Raw genomic sequence first — 18,815 nt, 5'->3', positions numbered from 1 at the left:
GCGCTTTAAAGGAGTGTGACATTATGAGTGACATTATGTATCCGGTAAGTTTCGGAAATTTGATGAACCACATTATGACTGAGTACAAGATGTACAATCGTATTTACAATGTAAATAAAATTCATCGTACGAATCATGATCAACGCTTATCTATTTTTGGTAAATCCATTGAAAACCCTGTAGGTCCTGCAGCTGGCCCTAATACACAGTTGGCACAAAATATTGTGGCTTCTTATGTAGCTGGTGCTCGTTGCATCGAATTGAAAACTGTACAAATTATGTACGGTGAAGAATTAGGTATTCCTAGACCTTGTATCTACTCTGTAGACGAAACATACAACGTAGAGTGGTCTTCTGAATATAGCTGTGATGAAGCTGCTGATGAATACATCAAAGCATGGTTTGCATTGAAATTGATCTCTAAAGAATTAGGCTTAGGCGATCCAGATGGTTTCTTGTTTATCATGAGTGTTGGTTACAATTTAGCTGGTATTAAGAGCCCAATGGTTGATAAATTCATCAACACAATGCGTAGCGCATCTCAATCTCCTATGTGGGATGAATGCAAACAATGGTGTCTTGACCATGTAGATGAGTTTGAACATATCGATGCTGATTATATCAACTCTATTAGCGATGAACTTTGCCAAGCAATCACATTGTCCACAATGCACGGTTGCCCGGCTGAAGAAATCGAATCCATTTGTTCTTACCTAATCAGTGAAAAAGGTCTTCATCTATACTTGAAATGCAACCCTACATTATTAGGTCCAAAACGTATTCGAGAGTTATTAGATAATGCTGGTTTTGAATATATTGACTTTGAAGATCATCAATTCGAAGTTGATCTTCAATTCGATAAAGCTGTTCCAATGTTAGAACGTCTTATCGCTCTTGGTGAAAAACACAACAAGATCTTTGGCGTTAAATTGACAAATACATTCCCTGTACAAATTCATAACAATGAATTGCCAGGTGAGCAAATGTATATGTCTGGTAAATCCTTGTTACCTATAACAATTGGCGTAGCTGAACTTTTAAGTGCTCAATTCGGCGAACGTTTACCAATGTCTTACAGTGGTGGTGCTGTAAAACAAAACATCAAAGCTATCTTTGATTGTGGTATCTGGCCTGTAACAGTATGTACAATTCTTCTCCAAGGCGAAGGTTACAATACTTTCAAAGGCTTAGCAGATGAAGTTGAATCTACCGATTACAACGCTGCTTTGAAAGTGCATAAAGATCTAATCGCTAAACTTGCTAAAGATATTAGTGAAAATAAAATCTTCAAGAAGAGCGATGCAATGAAGAAAAAACGTGAAGCAATGCCATCCTTCCCTGGTACACGTAGCTCTGACTACCACTGTCGCGTAGTGTGTGGTGCTTGCGTTCGCGTATGTCCTAACAGATGTAATGAAGTCGTTACTGTAAATGATGCTAAATTGATCGTCCATGTAGATCAAAGCTGTAATGAGTGTGGTAACTGTGCATGTCATTGCGTAGAACCTTGTCAACCATACAAGGATCGCATTACATTCTTCCACAATGCTGAAGCTTTAGCAGATAGTACAAATGATGGTTTCTACATCACAGGCACTAGCTGTGGTTACCGCTTCAAAGGTGAAGAAGCCGTATGTGACATTGATGCATTACCTGAAGAATTGAAAGGAGTTGTACATGCCTTCTGTAAAGAGCATGTGTACTATGTATCATGATTATCATACAACAAGGGGACTTGGTTTTAACTGATCGAATCCTTACCGGAGATTTATTAATTGATGGCGACAAAATTGTCGCCATCGATGAACACGTTCCTGTTCCAGAAGGAGCTAAAGTAATTGATGCAAAAGATTGCTATGTGTTCCCTGGATTCATAGATCCACACACACACTTTCAGATGACAAATGCCTTAGCGTCTACTGCGGATGATTTTGATAGTGGCACAAAGGCTGCTATCCTTGGCGGGACTACTTCAATTATCAATTTTGCTTCTCCTGAGGAAGGCTCCCTTTGTAAAGGCTTAGAGGTTCATAAGGAGCGTGCCGCAGGGCATTGCTCCTGTGACTATAAATTCCATATGGAACTTGTAGAAATGAATGAAAATGTAGCTCGTGAGATACCGAAGGTCGTAGAGGCTGGTGTATCATCTTTTAAAGTGTATTTAGCGTATGGCTTCCGTTTAACAGATCGAGAAATTTATGATGCTATAGAGGCAATCAAACCTACAGGAGCTCTCGTTGGAGCACACTGTGAAAATGGTGATCTTATTGATGCGCTCGTAGCTGATAAACGTAAACGTGGTGAACTAGATGTAAGCAATCATCCACTCACAAGACCTGCCATGATTGAATCGGAAGCGATTAAGCGCTTTAGTACAATCGGTGCTGCATTAGACTATCCTGTACATATTGTTCATATAAGTTCTAAAGAGGGCCTAGAAGAGGTTGTTCGGGAACGAAACTTAGGGCATAAAGTGACTTGTGAAACATGTCCACAATATTTAGTACTCGATGAATCACGATATAACTTACCTGATTTTGAAGGTGTTAAATATGTGATGAGCCCACCTCTGAGAACAATTCAGGATCAAATGGAATTAAAGGATGCCTTAGTAAACGGTATATTCCAAACGATTGGGTCTGATCATTGTAGCTTTACTTTTGATGATCAAAAACTAAAAAGTCGATATGATTTTACTCGTATACCTGGTGGTATTCCAGGTGCTGAGGAACGAGGAATCGTAGCTTATGATGTATTGGTAAATCAATGCAATATGAGCGCTGTAGATTTTATGAAATTAGTTAGTGAAAATCCTGCAAAGCTTTACGGTATGTATCCTAAGAAGGGCACGTTAGCCGTTGGTAGCGATGGGGATATTACAATTGTTGATAAGCGCATTGAGCATGTGCTTTCGAAAGAATCCGCCCATACAAAGGCAGACTATATACCTTATGAGGGCATATCTGTAACAGGTAAAGTTCGAGATGTAATCCTTAGAGGTCACCATGTGGTACAAGATGGATCCTTAACAGAATCATATCTTGGTGAATGTATTCCTTAATGAAAGGAGGGCTATATATGTACCGCTTTCAAGTGAATGGCACCCAACATGAGGTTCAAGAGGATCAACGTTTAATTGATTTCTTGAGAGCTGATTTGAAATTGACGGGCACTAAAGAAGGCTGTAGTGCTGGTGCTTGTGGTACGTGTACAGTAATTATAGACGGAAAAAAAGCAAAGGCTTGTGTAACTAAATTATCCCAATTAGATGGTAAATCGGTTGTAACAATTGAGGGACTGTCTGAACGGGAAAAAGCGGTATACACCTATGCTTTTGGTGAATGCGGAGCGGTGCAGTGTGGTTTCTGTATCCCAGGTATGATTATTAGTGCAAAAGTTTTGATTGATGAAAATAATGACCCTACACCTGATGATGTAAAAAAAGCTATTTTAGGCAACATTTGTCGTTGTACAGGCTATGTAAAAATTGAAGAAGGCATTATGCTGGCAGCAAAAATGTTCCGTGAGAACTTACCAGTTCCTGAAAAGGATACAACTGGTAATGTAGGTGCTCGTTTACACCGTGTAGATGCAGAGGAAAAAGCACTAGGTACTGGACAATACGCTGATGATATACATATGGATGGCATGATTTATGCTAAAGCATTGCGCTCTAAATATCCTCGCGCTAGAGTTGATCGCGTTGATGTTTCTAAAGCACTTGCACATCCTAAATGTGTAACGGCTTTAACTGCTAAAGATGTTCCATTCAATAAGACTGGTCACTTGGTACCAGACTGGGATGTGCTCATTGCAGAAGGCGATATCACTCGTTATGTCGGTGATGCTATTGCACTAGTAGCGACAACTGAGAAAAAATACTTAGATGAAGTTCTTGCTCTCGTTGAAGTTGATTATACTGAGTTAGAGCCTGTAGTAGACCCATTAGAAGCATTGAAACCAGATGCACCTCAGCTACATCCAAACGGAAATGTATTGTCTCGTCAAACATTATCTCGCGGCGATGTAGATAAGGCTATTGCAGAGGCTGCATTTGTAGTAACAAATCACTATTCCACACCTCAAACAGACCATGCGTTCATGGAGCCTGAATGTGCTGTGGCATATCGTGAAGGCGATGTAATTCATTTACATTCCGGTAGCCAAAATGTTTATGATGATCGCCATGAAGTATCTCGTATGCTTGGCATTCCTGAGGAATCTGTAAAAGTTCATAGTATGCTCGTAGGTGGCGGCTTTGGTGGTAAAGAGGACATGAGTGTACAACATCATGCATCTCTTGTAGCTTGGCTTACAGGTAAACCAACTAAGGTTCTCTTCTCCCGTCAAGAAAGCCTTAATATTCACCCTAAGCGCCATGCGATGGAAATGGATATTACTACTGCTTGTGATGCAGAAGGCAACTTGGTGGCAAGTAAGGTAAACATCGTATCTAACTGTGGTGCCTATGCATCCTTAGGTGGTCCAGTACTTCAACGTGCTGGTACACACTCTTGTGGTCCTTACAAATTTGATAACTTTGCCTTTGATGGCGTTTGTGTTTACACAAATACTGTTCCTGGTGGTGCATTCCGTGGGTTCGGTGTAACACAAACTATCTTTGGTCAAGAACAAAATATTGATGAATTAGCTGCATTGGTAGGTATGGATCCATGGGAATTCCGTTATAAAAACGTTGTTCGTCCTGGTGATTCTTTACCAAATGGTCAAATTTGCTCTGAAGAAACTGCATTAGCAGAATGTTTAGAAGCCGTAAAAGATGCATACTATGCATCTGACCGCACAGGCCTTGCAGTATGTTTGAAAAACAGTGGTATCGGTGTAGGCTTACCTGATACTGGTCGCGTTATCTTAGAAGTACGGGATGGTAAAGTTCGTATCCGTACTGGCGCAGCTTGTATCGGTCAAGGTATGGCTACTATGGCTACTCAAGTACTATGTGAAACAACTGGTTTAACAGCTGATAAAGTATTTGTAGAGCGCCCTGATACAGTACGCACTCCAGACTCTGGTACAACTACTGCATCTCGTCAAACAGTGTTCACTGGTGAAGCAACGCGTAAAGCAAGTCTTCGCTTGAAAGAAATGTTAGAAACTAAGACCTTAGAAGAATTGAATGGTGTAGAGATTTATGAAGAATTCCTTGGTGAAACAGATCCATTCAACGCTGATAAACCACATCCAAAAAATCATGTTGCTTATGGTTATGGTGCATGTGTAGCTAGAATTGGGGAAGATAATAAAATTGCTGAACTACATGTAGCATACGATGTAGGTCGTGTAGTTAATCCTCAATCTTGCTCTGGTCAAGCTGAAGGTGGTGCCATCATGGGTATGGGCTATGCGGTTACAGAAGACTTCCCTTATAAAGATGGTTATGTAACAGCTAAATATGGTACTCTAGGTCTTCTTAGAGCTACACAATGTCCACCAATTCAAGTAAGTCTTATTGAAAAAGGGACACCTGAACAATATGCATACGGCGCTAAAGGTATTGGTGAAATCTCCAGTATCCCAATTGCACCAGCCATTGCAAATGCGTATCGTCGTATCGACGGAGAACCACGTAGGTCCTTGCCGATTCAACATACAGGTTATAAAAAATAGAATATTTGCTTAGTGGTTAGGGGCATTAGCCCCTGGCCATCAAGGTTCCCACGTGAAGTCTATGAGATTTTTAAACTCTATCAAGTACGATAGTATGACTATATTATTTACTAGTAACTAAAACGTAAGATATGAGGTGATTCTTATGAGTAAAGGTGTATCTGGTGTCAACCATGTAGATGGTATGCTGCCAATCCCGCAATTATTTGCTTATGGTTTACAGCACGTGTTGGCCATGTATGCTGGTGCCGTAGCGGTACCAATCATTATTGCGCAAGCCATGCATTTGCCAATTGAGGATTTAATTCGTTTGATCACAGCCGATTTGTTCACATGTGGTGTAGCCACATTGATACAAACATTAGGTTTTGGTCCTGTTGGTGGTCGTATTCCTCTTATTCAAGGTGTAACATTTGCTTCTGTAGGGCCGATGATTCTGATTGGCCAACAGCATGATATTAATACGATTTATGGTGCTATTATCGTGGCTGGTATATTTACATTCTTGGTAGCACCATTCTTTAGTCGCTTAATCCGTTTATTCCCACCTGTAGTAACAGGTACCATCATTACTATTATCGGTATCAACTTGATGCCAGTAGCAGTTAACTGGATGGGTGGGGGCGTAGGTAACAAAAACTTCGGCGATCCACTATACATAGCTCTTGGTGTAGCTACATTTATTCTCGTTATTTTAACATATCGATTTGGTAAAGGGTTCCTAGGTAATCTGGCTATCTTGGTAGGTCTTATCCTCGGTACTGCTCTTGCTATGATTTGTGGTATTACAGACTTCTCTGAAGTAGGTCGTTCTCAATGGGTTTCCGTTGTAACACCGTTCTACTTTGGCCTTCCAACCTTTGATTTTGCTTCTATCATCTCTATGATCATTGTAATGCTTGTAGTTATGGTAGAAACAACTGGTGATAGTATTGCTGTTGGTGAAATCGTAGATAAACCTATCGGTCAAAAAGAGTTAGCTGCAGTGCTTCGTGCCGATGGCTTATCCACTCTTATCGGTGGTGTGCTTAATAGTTTCCCTTACACAGCATTCGCTCAAAACGTAGGCCTTATCGCTGTAACACGCGTAAAAAGCCGCTTCGTTGTAGCAGCATCCGGTGTAATTTTGATTTTATTAGGTCTTTTCCCTAAATTAGCAGCTGTTGTAGCTAGTATCCCTAATGCAGTATTAGGTGGTGCAGGGATTGCTATGTTTGGTATGATTATTGCCAGTGGTATTCGTTCCCTTGGTAAAGTTAGCTTCGATGGCAACTATAACTTAATGCTTGTAGCAATTAGTATTGGGGTATCCATGATTCCGTTGGCAGCACCTCAAATCTATGCACACTTCCCAGCTTGGGCACAAATTCTTTTGAAATCTGGTATCACAGCTGGTAGTATTGTAGCCGTTTTATTGAATGTAGTATTCAATGGCTTTGGTTACAAAACTGTTAACGAACCTAACCGTGCAGCACGTAAGTATCGTCACTTCACACGATTCAAAGGTTATCCTAAACATTTCTATCAATAAGATATAGTTAAGTCAATTAATTCTCATATGATTACATGTATTGTCTCTCACGGTAGAAACCTTGTTCGTATAGGTAAAAAATCTATATACATGTTATCACTCTTTCAAAAAGGCCTCGCTCTAGTTTTAGAGTGAGGCCTTTTTTGTATGGAATGAAGCACTACTTTGGTATATAATTAAATAATATTATTGCAAAGGAGACGCATTATGAAAGACGAGCGATTTATAGTTACGTATCGAATAGAAGCAAGTTCATATGAAGAGGCAAAAGCTATTGCGTGGGCTGTTCAAGTAGAACAAACCATAGAGTTTCCTTATGAGTTTGTTACAGATCCATATATTAAAGGAACTATTACTGGTCGATTAGAATCTCTTGAACCGATGGAACAAGATTCTGCATATGTTAATGTTGGTGTCATGCCAAATGCTGTAATTGATATATCTCGCTATTATGTGGCTCGTATTTCATATCTTGTAGATACTACTGCCTTAGAAGCAACGCAATTTTTAAATGTTGTCTTTGGAAACTCGTCCTTACAACCTCATATTTGGGTGGTGGATGTTGAATTATGCCCAACTCTTTACGATGTGTTTAAAGGACCACGTTTTGGTTTGCATGGGATTCGCCAACTAGTGGAAACACCAACGCGTCCTATGATTCAAGCCGTTGTAAAACCTATGGGGACACCTAATGAAGAGCTAGCTCGTATGTGTGGTGCTTATACACGTGGTGGGGCAGATGTCATTAAGGATGACCATGGTATTTCTAATCAGTCATTCTCTCAATTTAAAGATCGGGTAAAGCGATGTGCTGCTATAGTGCGCGAAATGAATGATAAACACGGCACACATACCTTATATGCAGCTAATGTGTCTGGCGATGGTACAGACGTAATAGAACGTGCTTATTTTGCTAAGGAAGCTGGCGCAACGGCCCTTATGGTGGCCTCAGGACTAGTTGGGTTTGGTTGGCTACATAAACTGGCTAGTGATGAAAAATTAGGATTGCCCATTATTCATCATCCCGCTTATTCAGGTGGATTTGTAAGTCCTGGCACATCTGGTATAGCTGATTATCTACAATTAGGCTTGTTGCCTCGTATCTTTGGTGCAGATATGCCGATTTTTGTATCCTATGGCGGTCGTTTTACTTTCACTGAGGAACAGTGTAAGCGGATATCCAACTATATTAAACAACCGATGGCCTTGATGAAGGCTGCGTGTCCAGCACCAGGTGGTGGTGTAACAGATGCTCGTCTTAATGAACTAGTTAAGTTATACGGTAATGATACAATGTTCCTCGTTGGGGGCGATATGTTCCGTAGAGGTCCGGACATAGAGTCAAATATGGCTTACTTTGTAGAGCGTTTGGCTGACTTATCTGAAAGTAAGTCATGATAGTTTAGGGTTATATAACTTAATACGATAGTTATATCGAATAACTAAGTCACTGACTTTCACAAAAATATGTAAAGAATTATGATTAAGTATATGGAGTGTTTTGATGAGTGAATCCTCACCGTTGGAGGTCCATGTCCTTGCTAGTGGTAGCAAGGGCAATTGTACAGTAATAAAAAAAGGGAACTCCGTCATATTGCACGATGTAGGCATTAGCTGTCGGCGCATCGTAAATGGATTAAAAGAATTGCATATCGATATGGCACAGGTAGAGGGCATATTTATCAGTCATGAGCATAGTGATCATATTGCAGGACTGCAACAACTGTTGAAACGATTTGATATTCCTGTGTACACGAAACAGGGGACGTGGCGTGAAATACAAGACAAGCTCGTCGTACCAAAGAATCAATTAATTGAACTGACCAAAGGGAGTTTGACCTTGGGGAATCTCATTGTAGAACCTTTTGCAGTGAGTCATGATGCAGCAGATCCAATCGGAATAAATGTATTTTCTGGAAAAGACAAGGCTACAGTCGTGACCGATACGGGTATCATTTCTGATGATATATTACATAGAATCGATGATAGTACGTTGTTAGTGCTAGAGGCTAATTACGATCCTCATATGTTGCGTTTTGGACCGTATCAACCATTTTTAAAACAACGGGTGGCCAGTGATGAAGGCCATTTAAGTAATGAAATGGCCGCTCAAACCTTGCTTATGATGAAGCGGCCTGACTTTATGCAAGTTATTTTAGCTCATCGCTCTGAAAATAATAATAATGCCGTCCTTGTTACTCAAACAATTGGGAAAATGCTCGTAGATGGTGGCGTACGTATTGGGCCGGAAATGAAATTACAACATGGTCAGCCTAATGAAATTGTGTCTATGCAATCAATAAAGAGGTAGAGTATGAGATTTTATGTAATTTGTATTGGCAAACTAAAGGATGCTTATTTACGTGATGGGGTAGCAGAATTTGTAAAGCGTATGCGACCATATGGCGGCATTACCATTACTGAACTAAATGAAAGTAAAATTGGAGATAAGCCGAGTGATGCAGATCGAAAACAAGTCGTTATAGAAGAGGGGGAACGATTATTAAAAAATGTTCCTAAGAATGCTTATACAGTGTTACTCGATGTGTACGGTAAAACGATGTCCTCGGAAGACTTGGCAAAGACCGTAGCAAAATTAGAGGTGGATGGCATTAGTGATATGGCGTTTATCGTTGGCGGTGCTTTTGGCGTAAGTGATGAACTACGTAGGTCAGTGAATTATAAATTATCCTTTAGTCCAATGACCTTTACCCATCAAATGGTACGCTTATTACTAGTAGAACAAATTTATAGAGCCTCTAAGATTAATCGTAACGAACCATATCATTGGTAATAGACTTATAAATTATTTATATAATATTCTTATAAAAAAGGAGTTTTATTATGCTATGTCGAATAGTATAATAAAGCAAGATGTATTTGTAAGGAGGAATTCACTATGAAAATTCAAGAAGTAATGAATAAATACCCTGTTACTGTTGGCAAGGATGCGCCGATTTCTGATGTGGCTGACTTATTGGTAAAATATAATTTAACAGCTGTTTCCGTAGTGGATGACAACAATAAATTATTAGGTATTATTTCTGAAGGTGATTTGCTTTATAAAAAAGTTCGCCCTCATGTACCTCACTATGTAAATGTGTTGGGCGCTAGTATTTATTACAATGGCATTGGCGAATATAATGCGCAATTCAAAAAATTGTTAGCATCTCACGTTCATGAGTTGATGACTGACGAAGTCATTACAACTACACCGGATAAAGATGTAGAGGAAATTGTATCTGTTATGCTTGATCAACATTTGAAAAATGTTCCTGTTGTAGATAAGGACTACCATTTGATTGGTATCTTGTCTCGTCGTGACATTATCAAATTGATTGCTAAAGATAACTAATTCGCATAATTATGTAGAACATAGAAAGACCACCCATTTCGGGGTGGTCTTTTAGTGTAAATTGAGAAGAATTGCATTGACTTTGCATTTATGTTATTATTAGGAGTGCATAATATACTACAGAAATTTGGGCGTATTGCCCTTTGAGGAGGACATATTTTAAATGAAAGCAACTGTAAATCCTGTTGATCAACACGTAGTAACGTTAACTATTGAAGTACCTGCAGCAGAAGTAGATAAAGGCATTAAGCAAGCTGTAAAACGCATTGCAAGTCAAGTAAACATTCCTGGCTTCCGTAAAGGTCATGCGCCTCGCCGTATTTTGGAAATGAACTTCGGCAAAGACGCTATCATGGAAGAAGCATTCGAAGTATTGGCTAGCCAAAACTACAGTGCTGCACTTCGTGAAAACGATATCGTTCCTGTATCTGAACCAGAAATCGAACGCGAACAATTCGAAGAAGGTAAAGACTTGATTTTCAAAGCTACTGTAACTAAACGCCCTGAAGTTAAACTTGGCGACTACAAAGGCTTAGAAGCTGAAAAACAAGATGCTACAGTAACTGATGAACAAATCGAAGAACAATTGAACAACATCCGTGAACAACAAGCAAAAATGGTTGTTGCTGAAGAAGGCGCTACAATTCAAAAAGACGACTTCGCAGTAATCGACTTCGCTGGTTCCGTTGATGGCAAACCATTCGATGGTGGTGAAGGTAAATCCTACCCATTGCAAATCGGTTCTGGTAGCTTCATTCCTGGCTTCGAAGATCAATTGATCGGCGCTAAAGCTGGCGATGATGTAACTGTAAAAGTAACATTCCCTGAAGACTACTTCGTAGCAGAACTTGCTGGTAAAGAAGCAGAATTCAAAACTCATATTCATGATATCAAACGTAAAGAGTTGCCTGAATTGAACGACGAGTTCGCAAAAGAAGCAAGCTCTTACGAAACTATTGAAGAATTGAAAAAAGATCTTCGCGCTAAAATGGAAGAAGAAGCTTCCCGTCGCGCAATCGATACTTACAATGCTGACTTGATTCAAACAGCTGTTAAAAATGCAACTGTAGACATCCCAGAAGTAATGATTGAAGATCGTGTAGAACAAATGATTCAAGAATTGGCTATGAACATGGAAGGCCGTGGCTTGAAACTTGATGACTACTTGAAATTCTCCAACAAAACTATCGAAGATTTACGTTCTGAATACAAAGATTCCGCAGCTGAAAACGTACGCGCTGATTTAGTATTAGACGCTATCGCAACTGCTGAAGGTATCGAAGTAACTCCAGATGATATGAACCGTGAAATCTTCATTATGGCTCAAAACTTTGGGGCAGATCCTAAAGAAGTTTGGGATATTATTGCAAAAGAAGGTCGTGTAGCTATGTTGGCAGGCTCTGTAGCTCGCAAAAAAGCAGCTCGATTCATTATTGATAATGCAAAAGGCGCTGAAGCGGCTAAATAATAGTTTGCTCAACTAGGTACATGAAAAGGTGAATATATGTATGTACCAATCGTAGTTGAACAAAGTGAACGCGGTGAGCGTTCCTATGATATTTACTCTCGCTTGTTAAAGGACCGCATTATCTTCCTAGGTGGACCTATTGATGATAATGTAGCAAATGCGGTTATTGCGCAAATGTTATTCCTAGAAGCAGAGGATCCTGATAAGGATATCCATTTGTACATTAATAGCCCCGGTGGTGTTGTAACTGCCGGCATGGCTATTTATGATACTATGCAATATATTAAACCAGATGTGTCTACCATTTGTGTAGGCTCTGCAGCAAGCATGGGGGCAGTGCTTTTAACAGCAGGTGCCAAGGGCAAACGTTATGCGTTGCCTCATGCACGCGTTATGATTCACCAACCATTAGGTGGTGTTCAAGGGCAAGCATCTGAAATTGAAATCCATGCCCGTGAGATTCTTCGTATGCGTGAAGAATTAAATGGTATCTTAGCTTCTCGCAGTGGACAAGATATTGAAGTAGTAGCTCGCGATACAGATCGCGATAACTTCATGAGTGCTCAGGATGCCGTTGAATACGGCTTAATTGATGAGGTGCTCACAAGAGAACCTGTAGAAAGCAAGTAATGGAGGCGCCCATTGGCAAAAGATAAAGACACTATGCGCTGCAGTTTTTGTGGACGCACAAGCGAAGAAGTCCGCAAATTAGTAGCGGGTCCTAACGTATATATTTGTGATGAATGCGTTGAAGTATGTGAACGTATTATTGCTGATGAGTTAGGTGACGTAGAGACGGACGACTTCAACTTAAAAGAATTGCCAACGCCGAGAGAAATTAAAGCTCATCTTGACGAATATGTTATTGGTCAAGATGATGCTAAAATCTCTTTAGCTGTGGCTGTATATAATCACTACAAACGTTTACAAACAGATAATGTAGTTGATGATGTAGAATTACAAAAGGCTAATGTTTTATTCATTGGTCCTACTGGTAGTGGTAAAACACTATTGGCTCAAACCTTAGCGAAAATGCTAGAAGTACCATTTGCTATTGCAGATGCTACAAGCTTAACTGAAGCTGGTTATGTAGGGGAAGATGTGGAAAATATCTTGCTCAAAATTATCCAAGCTGCAGATTATGATATAGCTCGGGCTGAACGTGGCATTATTTATATCGATGAAATTGATAAGATTGCACGTAAGTCTGAGAACCCTTCCATTACACGTGATGTGTCTGGTGAAGGCGTACAACAAGCATTACTTAAAATCTTAGAAGGTACCGTAGCTTCTGTTCCGCCTCAAGGTGGTAGAAAGCATCCAAATCAAGAAATGCTTCAAATTGACACTACAAATATTCTCTTTATTTGTGGTGGTGCATTTGATGGTATGGACAAGGTTATTACTAAGCGTACCGCTAAGAAAACCCTTGGTTTTGGTGCAGATGTACAACGTAAAGAAGAACGTAATATATCGGCTATCTTGAAGGATGTTGTACCTGAAGATTTATTGAAGTTTGGCTTAATCCCTGAGTTCATTGGTCGTTTGCCAGTAATGGTAACATTAGATCAATTGGATAGAGATGCATTGATCCAAATTTTGACAAAGCCTAAAAATGCATTAACAAAACAATATGAAAAAATTCTATCCCTTGATGGTGTAGAATTAACTTTCACTGAAGATGCATTAGAAGAAATCGCTGATGAAGCATTACAGCGAAAAACAGGTGCTCGTGGTTTGCGTGCTATCATTGAAAAGGTGATGAAACGCGTTATGTTTGAAGTTCCTTCCATGCCGGAAGTAACTAAGTGCATAGTTAATCGTGAATCCGTGTTGAGCACAGGTGAACCTATACTCAAAAATGAGGCAGACCAAGACATCCAGTTGAAATCGTAATTCGAAGAAACTCATTTCTGTGTAGGAATGAGTTTCTTTTCATAATATAAATACCTGGAGGAAGTATGAATTTACTCGAAATTGGGATTCCAACCGTACCCCTTAGAGGCATGGTTGTATACCCGAATATCGTGATTCACCTCGATATCGGTCGAGACAAATCCATTAAAGCGGTAGAAGCCGCAATGAACGAGGATCGCATTTTAGCAGTTGTCAGCCAAAAGGATGATGCTGTTGATTCGCCAACTGTTCATGACTTAGCCCAAATGGGTACATTAGTAAAAATTAAGCAAATGTTACGCTTGCCAGGTGGTATTGTACGTGTTCTTGTAGAGGGCATTACACGTATTCGCGTAATGAATATAACAAGTATGGATCCGTACTATGTAGGGGACTACGAGCGTGTAGCCTCCGAATTTGAAGACGATGTTGAGTTAGAAGCCTATCGTCGTTTAGTGCAATCTAAGTTTGGCGAATGGGCTGAAGAGGCCAAATCTGTTACCGATGAAGGCGTAACACGGGTTATGGAATTACGTGACCCTTGTGAATTAGCTGACCAAGTTGCGTTCTTGTTGCCTATTAATAATACTAAACGCCAAGAGTTACTTGAAGAGTTATCCGTAGCTCGTCGTTTAAATATGATCGTAGGCATCTTGAATATGGAATTACAAATTTCTGATTTGGAAAATTCTATTAATAATCAAGTTCGTCAATCTATGGAAAAAGCGCAAAAAGAATATTTCTTGCGTGAAAAAATCCGAGTTATCCACGATGAGTTGGGTGACAAAGGAGATCCAGAGGAAGAAGCAGAAGAGTTACGTGTTAAATTGAAAGCACTCAACCTTAGCGAAGATGTACATGAACGTATCGATAAAGAAATCTCTCGTTATAGTCGCATGCCTCAATTGATGCCAGAAGCAACTATTTTGCGCAATTACCTAGATTGGGTGTTAGCGTTACCTTGGAACGAATTGACTGAGGATCGCTTAGATATTAAAGAGGCTCATGATATGCTTGAGGCTGATCATTATGGCCTTGAAAAGGTTAAGAAACGCATCCTTGAATTCTTAGCTGTTCGTAAGTTAACTGGTAAGAATAGTGGCTCCATTCTTTGCTTAGTTGGACCACCAGGTGTTGGTAAAACATCCTTGGCTACGTCTATAGCTAAAGCAATGAACCGTAAGTTCATCCGTGCATCTTTAGGTGGTGTACGTGATGAAGCTGAAATTCGTGGCCATCGCCGTACGTATATTGGTGCATTGCCTGGTCGTATGATTCAAGGCCTCAAGAATGTAGGCACTAAGAACCCTGTATTCTTATTGGATGAAATTGATAAACTTGCATCTGATTATAAAGGCGATCCATCCTCTGCATTGTTAGAGGTATTGGACCCTGAACAAAATAGCACATTTAGTGATCACTTCATTGAAGTACCATTTGATTTCTCCGAAGTATTCTGGATTACAACGGCTAATGTTGCATCCAATATTCCAGGTCCATTGTTAGATCGTATGGAAATTATCGAATTATCTAGCTATATGGAACAAGAAAAATTAGAAATTGCTAAGCGCTATTTAGTACCTAAACAAATCAAGAAAAATGGCCTTGAAGATTACAAGGTTAAATTATCTGATGCAGTGTTGAAAAAGGTAGTTTCCGAATATACTCGTGAAGCGGGTGTTCGTACCTTAGAAAAAACGATTGCTAAGATTTGTCGTAAGATTGCTTATAAAGTCGTTGAAGAAGGTGGGGATGCACCGAAAGTAACGACAAAAAATCTTCCCGAATTCTTGGGTGCACCAATTTTTGTTGACCAAGAGCGCGAAAAGAAACCGCAAATTGGCTATGTAAATGGTCTAGCTTGGACTTCTGTAGGTGGCGTTGTATTGCCATGCGAAGCAACAACTATGAACGGTACAGGTAAACTTGCATTAACGGGTAGCTTAGGTAAGGTTATGCAAGAGTCTGGTCAAGCTGCAATGAGCTATATTCGCCACAATGCAAAAGCCTTAAAAATTGAAGATGATTTCTATAAGAAACTCGATATACACGTTCACTTGCCAGAAGGTGCAACACCTAAGGATGGCCCTTCCGCAGGTATTACGATGACATTGGCTATGGTATCTATTTTAACAAATCGCAAGGTTCGTTCTGATATTGCCATGACTGGTGAAATTACATTGCGTGGCCGTGTACTACCAATCGGCGGTTTAAAAGAAAAGTTATTAGCAGCCTTGTCTAATGGTATTAAAGAAGTATTGATTCCTAAAGGTAATGAAAAGGATATTGCAGAATTACCTGATATTGTAAAAGACGGTCTCATTATTACGCCAGTTAAGACAATGGATGAAGTATTAGCAAAGGCACTTGTGTAATGCAAAAAAAGAAAAAATCCACTAAACAAATGGGCCCAAAACCACAATATACACGAAAAGAACCGAAGGGGCCTCGTATTATAGCAGCAAAATATAATACTTCCTGTGTTAAGGCTGATCAATATCCTGAAGGGGATACTGTGGAAATAGCCTTCATCGGGCGCTCTAATGTGGGCAAATCTTCGTTGATTAACTCGTTGTGTAATTATCGTGGGTTGGCTCTCGTTAGTGGCCAACCAGGTAAGACTAAGACAATTAACTACTTTGATATTGAATCAAAAGAGGATATTTCTGAAACAGAGGAACGCAGATATAACTGGTTTCTCGTAGACCTTCCTGGTTATGGTTTTGCAAAGACAAATAAGGGAAACCGCAACTTGTGGTCTTCCTTTATTGCCGATTATATTTTACATTCTGAACGATTGATGTTGTTGTGCTTACTTATCGATGGCCGTCATCCAGAGATGCCTATCGATAAGGTGGCCTATGATTGGCTCGTTGAAGCTGGTGTACCATTACAAATTGTAGTTACTAAAGCTGACAAACTAACGGCTAAAGAGAAGTCTGCGAACTTGGCTAAAATTAAGGAAATGTATCCAACGAATACACCGCCTATTTTATATAGCTCCTTAAAACACACGGGACGTGAACTTTTACAACAACGCATCAATAAAGTTCTAGTAGGAGATGAAGCATGAGTCAAACCAATGAATTAGAGATTATGGAACGCATTGCTCTAGATTTAGAGGGTGTGGAAGAGTCTCTTGCATCATCTTTTAATACAGGTGCAGAAGACTTTAATGCACTGATTCGACCATTATCTGCTGCAGGTGGCAAGCGCTTGCGCGCGCAATTATGTTTATTGATTGCTAATGCAGGTACATCTGTAGAACGTCAGCGTATTAGAATTGCTGAAGCCGTAGAGATGCTTCATTTAGCGACTTTGATTCACGATGATGTGTTAGATCAAGCAGAGATTCGTCGAGGCGAAGAAACGATACATATGCATAAAGGAAATAAGGTAGCTATTCTTAGTGGTGATTACTTGTTTGCTAAAGCATTCCAAATTGTATCTGAAATGCCTAATATGAAATATTTGCAGATTTTTTCTCATATCATTACTTGCCTTGTGGAAGGCGAGTTTATGCAGATGGAAGATGTGTATCGCATCGATCAAGGGATTGAGCGCTATATGACTAAGACCCAAAAGAAAACAGCTGACTTTATGGAAGGCTGTATGGAACTTGGTGGCCTATTAGGGGGCTGGAGCGAATCTGAAATCGTTGAGTTGAAAAAATATGGTCATGCTCTGGGCATGGCATTCCAAATTACTGATGATATTATGGATTATCGTGAAACAACAGCGACGACTGGTAAACCCGTGGGGAATGATCTTCGCGAAGGTTTATTGACATATCCGTTGTTAAGTATCGTTAATGATGATAATAAAGATAAATTGCTTGAGGATATTAAAGCCTTGAATAATGGCGGCGATGAGCAGGCTATTATCGACTATGTTATCGCTCAAGGCGGTATTGATAATACATTAGCTGTAGCTGATCAATATTGCAAGGATGCTTTGGCAGCGCTCGATGCTGTACGTGATTTCCCAGGCAAGGAATTCCTTGTGATGGCAGTAGAAAATTTAGCTGATAGAAAGGTATAATATGGAACCATTCGAACCAAAACCGGACTTCGAATATCCCATACAAAAACCTTCTTTTGATAGTGTAGTTCGTCAAAAACGTCGCGAAGCAGAGTTAAAGGCTGAGCAAGAACGGTATAAGGTGGCAAATCAACGCGTTCCTGAGGAACCGGAAGAAGAACCGATTTATACTGAAATGGAACAGAAAATGATGGACGAAGCTAGGGAACTATCCCTTGTGGGACATCTATCTGAATTGCGAAAGCGTCTAATTATAATGGCTGTTGCAGTTGTTATAGGAACTTGTATTTCTTATTATTATGTAGACTTTTTATTGGAAATACTCCTAAAACCAGCTGGTAAGCTCTATTATATGAAACCAACTGAAGCCTTCTTTACATATATGAAGGTGTCTATTGTAGGTGGTCTTATTATAGGGGCGCCTATTATATTGCATCAGATTTGGCTATTTGTTAAGCCCGCCCTTACGGTGCGAGAAAAGCAGCTATCTAACTGGATTTTACCAGTTGCAATAGGTCTATTTGGCATAGGTATTGTATTTTCTTATTTCCTTGTACTACCGGCAGCCGTTAAGTTTTTTATGGGCTTTGCTACAGACGAATTACAACCGTTATTTTCCATTGGTCAGTACATGGACTTTGTATTGTCCTTTGTTCTACCCTTTGGATTTATCTTTGAGTTGCCGTTGATTTTAATCATCTTGGGATATTTCAACTTAATTACATCACGTTTTTTAAAAACGAAACGTAAGATATTTATTCTTATATCCTTTATCATAGGTGCTGTCATTTCACCAACACCGGATATGTTCTCTCAAACGATGATTGCATTGCCTATGATATTGCTATATGAAACGAGCCTATTTGTATTGGCTAAGATTATGAAGCGCTAAGGAG

The 18,815-nt window shown here is 39.8% G+C and carries 15 protein-coding genes; all 15 read left to right on the top strand.

From position 1 onward, the window contains the following. Positions 1-23 precede the first annotated feature (23 nt). The 15 genes from VCHSUH03_RS03645 (at position 24) to tatC (ending at position 18,811) form a co-directional block, all read left to right on the top strand. Entirely contained in the window at positions 24-1,715 is a 1,692-nt protein-coding gene (locus tag VCHSUH03_RS03645) for a selenate reductase (RefSeq protein ID WP_105094094.1), read from the top strand. Next, on the top strand, positions 1,712-3,061 hold the full coding sequence (hydA, locus tag VCHSUH03_RS03640) for a dihydropyrimidinase (RefSeq protein WP_105094093.1): 1,350 nt from the start codon (positions 1,712-1,714) through the stop codon (positions 3,059-3,061). Before VCHSUH03_RS03645 ends, hydA begins: the two co-directional genes overlap by 4 nt. A gap of 17 nt (positions 3,062-3,078) precedes the next feature. Next, positions 3,079-5,628: a selenium-dependent xanthine dehydrogenase gene (xdh, locus tag VCHSUH03_RS03635; RefSeq protein WP_105094092.1), complete on the top strand. Its 2,550-nt coding sequence runs from the start codon at positions 3,079-3,081 to the stop codon at positions 5,626-5,628. Between the two features lie 145 nt (positions 5,629-5,773). Continuing rightward, positions 5,774-7,159 carry a nucleobase:cation symporter-2 family protein gene (locus tag VCHSUH03_RS03630; RefSeq protein WP_105094091.1) on the top strand — a complete coding sequence of 462 codons (1,386 nt, stop codon included), beginning with the start codon at positions 5,774-5,776 and terminating at the stop codon, positions 7,157-7,159. 207 nt (positions 7,160-7,366) lie between these two features. Next, complete coding sequence (locus VCHSUH03_RS03625) at positions 7,367-8,557, top strand: RuBisCO large subunit C-terminal-like domain-containing protein (protein ID WP_105094090.1); 1,191 nt, start codon at positions 7,367-7,369, stop codon at positions 8,555-8,557. Positions 8,558-8,663: 106 nt separating this feature from the next. Beyond that, positions 8,664-9,470, top strand: coding sequence for an MBL fold metallo-hydrolase (locus VCHSUH03_RS03620; RefSeq protein ID WP_105094089.1), 807 nt, complete (start codon positions 8,664-8,666; stop codon positions 9,468-9,470). 3 nt (positions 9,471-9,473) lie between these two features. Then, positions 9,474-9,953, top strand: a complete 480-nt coding sequence (gene rlmH, locus VCHSUH03_RS03615; protein WP_105094088.1) for a 23S rRNA (pseudouridine(1915)-N(3))-methyltransferase RlmH — start codon at positions 9,474-9,476, stop codon at positions 9,951-9,953. 105 nt (positions 9,954-10,058) lie between these two features. Next, positions 10,059-10,514, top strand: coding sequence for a CBS domain-containing protein (locus VCHSUH03_RS03610; RefSeq protein ID WP_024065467.1), 456 nt, complete (start codon positions 10,059-10,061; stop codon positions 10,512-10,514). A gap of 163 nt (positions 10,515-10,677) precedes the next feature. Beyond that, positions 10,678-11,982, top strand: a complete 1,305-nt coding sequence (tig, locus tag VCHSUH03_RS03605) for a trigger factor (protein ID WP_105094087.1) — start codon at positions 10,678-10,680, stop codon at positions 11,980-11,982. Positions 11,983-12,018: 36 nt separating this feature from the next. After that, a complete protein-coding gene (gene clpP, locus VCHSUH03_RS03600; RefSeq protein WP_005385987.1) occupies positions 12,019-12,612 on the top strand; it encodes an ATP-dependent Clp endopeptidase proteolytic subunit ClpP in 594 nt (197 codons plus the stop codon). A 12-nt stretch (positions 12,613-12,624) separates the two neighbouring features. After that, entirely contained in the window at positions 12,625-13,878 is a 1,254-nt protein-coding gene (clpX, locus tag VCHSUH03_RS03595) for an ATP-dependent protease ATP-binding subunit ClpX (RefSeq protein ID WP_105085922.1), read from the top strand. A gap of 65 nt (positions 13,879-13,943) precedes the next feature. Beyond that, the gene (lon, locus tag VCHSUH03_RS03590) at positions 13,944-16,253 is read left to right on the top strand and encodes an endopeptidase La (RefSeq protein WP_105085921.1); all 2,310 of its coding nucleotides are present in this window, start codon (positions 13,944-13,946) and stop codon (positions 16,251-16,253) included. After that, positions 16,253-16,951 carry a ribosome biogenesis GTP-binding protein YihA/YsxC gene (gene yihA / locus VCHSUH03_RS03585; protein WP_105085920.1) on the top strand — a complete coding sequence of 233 codons (699 nt, stop codon included), beginning with the start codon at positions 16,253-16,255 and terminating at the stop codon, positions 16,949-16,951. The genes lon and yihA overlap by 1 nt, the downstream gene beginning before the upstream one ends. Next, a complete protein-coding gene (locus VCHSUH03_RS03580; protein WP_105094086.1) occupies positions 16,948-17,919 on the top strand; it encodes a polyprenyl synthetase family protein in 972 nt (323 codons plus the stop codon). Before yihA ends, VCHSUH03_RS03580 begins: the two co-directional genes overlap by 4 nt. A gap of 1 nt (position 17,920) precedes the next feature. Then, positions 17,921-18,811, top strand: a complete 891-nt coding sequence (tatC, locus tag VCHSUH03_RS03575) for a twin-arginine translocase subunit TatC (RefSeq protein WP_105094085.1) — start codon at positions 17,921-17,923, stop codon at positions 18,809-18,811. Positions 18,812-18,815: the final 4 nt, after the last annotated feature.

This window comes from Veillonella infantium, from assembly GCF_002959895.1.
In the GTDB taxonomy this organism is placed as follows: domain Bacteria; phylum Bacillota; class Negativicutes; order Veillonellales; family Veillonellaceae; genus Veillonella; species Veillonella infantium.
Note: the sequence above shows the minus strand (reverse complement) of the source record. Positions and strands in the feature narration are given on the sequence as shown.